The following is a 2913-nucleotide window of genomic DNA, read 5'->3' on the forward strand; positions in this document are numbered from 1 at the left end:
CAGGTTGACACCCAACGTTCCCCTCCGGTTGGGAGAAACTAAAGCGGCAATTTTTAGAAGATCGGTTGCCGAATGAAGGCCACCGGTAAAAACCATCATTTCATACCCTTGTTCCAAAGCCAGAATGAACGGTGAGAGTTTTTTGTTTCCATGCAAATTGATAATTTTGAGAGTGTTCCAGTTTATTTTTAAACGACTGCAAAAATACTGAAAACTACTGATTCCTGGGATAACTTCGATATTGAGCGGGAAGTGAAAATTATTCAATAAGCTAAAGAGTGTTGCGTCACCGGATATTAATACTGCAGTCAATTCATATTTATTTTGAAACTCGATTAATTGATGGAACAAGTTATTCATATTGACGGTTAATTTAACTTTATTTTGATGTTCCCACAAATCGAGTAAGTCAGGTCGTCCGATTAAAACCTGGGATTGGGCTATGACCTGATGAGCTATGGGGAGTAGATATTGTGGATTCCCTGGACCGGTGCTGATAATAACAATCCTATTCATCAGGAACATCCTTTCCCAGGAGGCCTTGCTTTAGAGAAAATATATAAACTTCAACCGATAACTTACTTTTGATCCTTTTGTTGATTTTTAGAGCAATTTCATGAGCAAGATAATCCCAGAATTGAGCAGCCGATGGCCAGCTATTTAAGATTTGAGAAACCTGTTCAGCAGTGGTAGCTAACCAAATATCATCAAAAAATTGAGTTGGTAAACCAAATCGAACTAAATGAGCAAATAGTATTTCTCGTCGGGCATCGGCAACCTGGTTATGAGTGTTAAATATTCCACCAGCGATTTTTACCATTTTTCCAACCTGACCAATCACAACGATTCTTTTTGCTTTCTCGATTCGGGCAGTATCCAGAGCAAATCCGATATATCCAGATGTACGGATGATGTGTTGAGAATCCCGGCCAAGGCTTTGAGCAAACTTCTCTCCATAGTTTCCTGGAACTAGGACCAAGGTATGAAATCCCAGAGCGATTCGTTGACGGATTTGTAAACGAATCGTTTCCATAAAAGAACCTTGCGACATGGGGAAGACTCTTCCCGTAGTTCCTAAGATAGAAATACCGCCTTCTATACCCAGCTCGGAATTGAATGTTTGGGTTGCTATCTTCGATCCATTCGGAACATATATTTCAACCTGAAGGTCCCAGTATTTGGGAAGAAATCGCAGTAAGTTATCGGTGATTTGTTTTTTGGGAACGGGATTAATAGCCCATTCTCCTGGTTCGAGATATAAACCCGGTTTGGTTACTTTTCCAACTCCTTCTCCCCCAATAATCGAGATATTTTGTTTTCCTGGTCTTAGTAGGAGAGAAGCACCGATCAATATACCATCGGTGACATCCGGGTCATCGCCGGCATACTTTTTCACCATTGAGAAATAGCGTCCATCGGATCTTACTCCAGCTTGAATAATTTCGACCTCGATATATTCTCCATTGGGAAGCTGAGTCTTGACATAAGAAGGGTCTTTTCCTAAGGCTTTAAAAAGTGCTCCAAGAGCGGCAGCCGATGAACAAGTTCCAGTAGTGATTCCCAATTTCATCTTATAATCTCCATTCCATTTTCTTCTAACTTTTTTTTGAGAAGGGCATTGAAAACTGAAGCAGCTATAGAACTTCCTCCCCGGGGACCGGAGAGAACGACAGCTGGAACACCGGTTTGTAACAATTGTTTTTTAGAAATAGCTGCCGAAATAAAACCAACCGGCATGCCAACGACAAAGTCAGCCCGATATCCCTGGTTGATATGTTGAACTAACCGAAGGAGACCAGTTGGAGCATTTCCAAAAATAAATTTACGAATGTTTTTTTCACAACTCAAATCTACAGCTGCTTCTGAGCGGGTTATATTATCACGTTGAGCTCGTGCATAACATTCTTGTTGATGAACGAAAACAGTAAGTTTGATTCCACATTGCTGAAGGAGACGAGGAGATATTCCACTGGAAACCATTTCGGTATCACAGTAAATTTCGGAACCGGTTTCGATTTTATTCATTGAGGTCTCAATGAAACCTGGTTGAATAACAAAAAGTGAAGCGATCGAAAAGTCAGCAGTTGCGTGAACGGCTCGCTCGACGAGGAAACGACCATAATCAGGAAGGGAATAATGATCTAAAACGGTCTTAATCAGTTGAAGACTCTGTGATTCTATAAAATCCATGCTATCGACCTCTTTCAATATTAAAAAAGCCTGATGACCCGGGTCGATATCAAAAAAATATTTCAACTTTCGTCTCGCGCAAAAGCTGAAAACTGAGATATTCCCCGGGCCGGTCTCCTGGCTTGAAGGCTTTTCCTACTCGGTTTTCCTTCCCGGCGACATCGCCAGTGGCATAACAAACCTTTCGTTCCTTCTCACAGTGGCGGGACCACACCGGATTTTCACCGGTTTCCCGAACACCCGTTGAATGTTTCTATTCAGTTGTTTTTATCTTCATCACATGGTAGATTAAATCATTATTTTCAATTTGACAAGAGGTTTCTTATAAAATTTATCAAAGGATGTTACAAAGATGACGCGAGGAATTGTCATTGCAGCTCCCTACAGTGGTTCGGGGAAGACAACAGTAACTCTTGGCTTGATACGGGCATTGACCCGCCAATTTCGGGTTATTCCTTTTAAGATTGGGCCGGATTACATCGATCCTTCCTATCACCAAGCTGCTGCAAAAAATGAATCACACAACCTGGATCTATTTTTACTGGGAGAAGAGAACTTAAAAAAGATATTTTTCCAGTCGATTCAGAAAGGAGAAATGGCCATAGTTGAAGGAGTCATGGGTTTATTCGATGGGTTAGGAACCGAGTCTTGGGCAAGCACCGCTCATGTGGCCAAAATTCTTAAACTACCAGTAATCTTGGTAGTCGATGTACGATCGATGTC

Annotated in this window: 4 protein-coding genes and 1 riboswitch; of the genes, 1 reads left to right on the forward strand and 3 read right to left on the reverse strand. The window is 41.4% G+C overall.

Annotated elements, in window-relative coordinates; translation table 11 throughout:
* From PLK24_RS10230 to PLK24_RS10240, 3 genes are all read right to left on the reverse strand, one after another.
* Nucleotides 1-516, reverse strand: a 516-nt coding sequence (locus PLK24_RS10230) for a cobalt-precorrin-7 (C(5))-methyltransferase (protein WP_324478822.1), incomplete at its 3' end; no start/stop codon positions are given.
* Nucleotides 509-1570, reverse strand: a complete 1062-nt coding sequence (cbiD, locus tag PLK24_RS10235; RefSeq protein WP_324478823.1) for a cobalt-precorrin-5B (C(1))-methyltransferase CbiD — start codon at nt 1568-1570, stop codon at nt 509-511. The genes PLK24_RS10230 and cbiD, both read right to left, overlap by 8 nt.
* Complete coding sequence (locus PLK24_RS10240; RefSeq protein ID WP_324478824.1) at nt 1567-2190, reverse strand: precorrin-8X methylmutase; 624 nt, start codon at nt 2188-2190, stop codon at nt 1567-1569. Before PLK24_RS10240 ends, cbiD begins: the two co-directional genes overlap by 4 nt.
* 90 nt (nt 2191-2280) lie before the next feature.
* Nucleotides 2281-2449: riboswitch (cobalamin riboswitch) on the reverse strand.
* A 93-nt stretch (nt 2450-2542) separates the two neighbouring features.
* On the opposite strand from PLK24_RS10240, the gene PLK24_RS10245 reads away from it, so the two are divergent.
* Nucleotides 2543-2913 (forward strand): nucleotide-binding protein (locus PLK24_RS10245; RefSeq protein ID WP_324478826.1); only part of this gene is annotated, 371 nt, incomplete at its 3' end.

The organism is Atribacter sp., from assembly GCF_035418125.1.
Taxonomy (GTDB): domain Bacteria; phylum Atribacterota; class Atribacteria; order Atribacterales; family Atribacteraceae; genus Atribacter; species Atribacter allofermentans.

Coding starts and splice junctions, on each gene's coding strand:
- cbiD (WP_324478823.1), bottom strand. CDS start 1,570: ATGAAATTGGGAATCACTACTGGAACTTGTTCATCGGCTGCCGCTCTT.
- PLK24_RS10240 (WP_324478824.1), bottom strand. CDS start 2,190: ATGGATTTTATAGAATCACAGAGTCTTCAACTGATTAAGACCGTTTTA.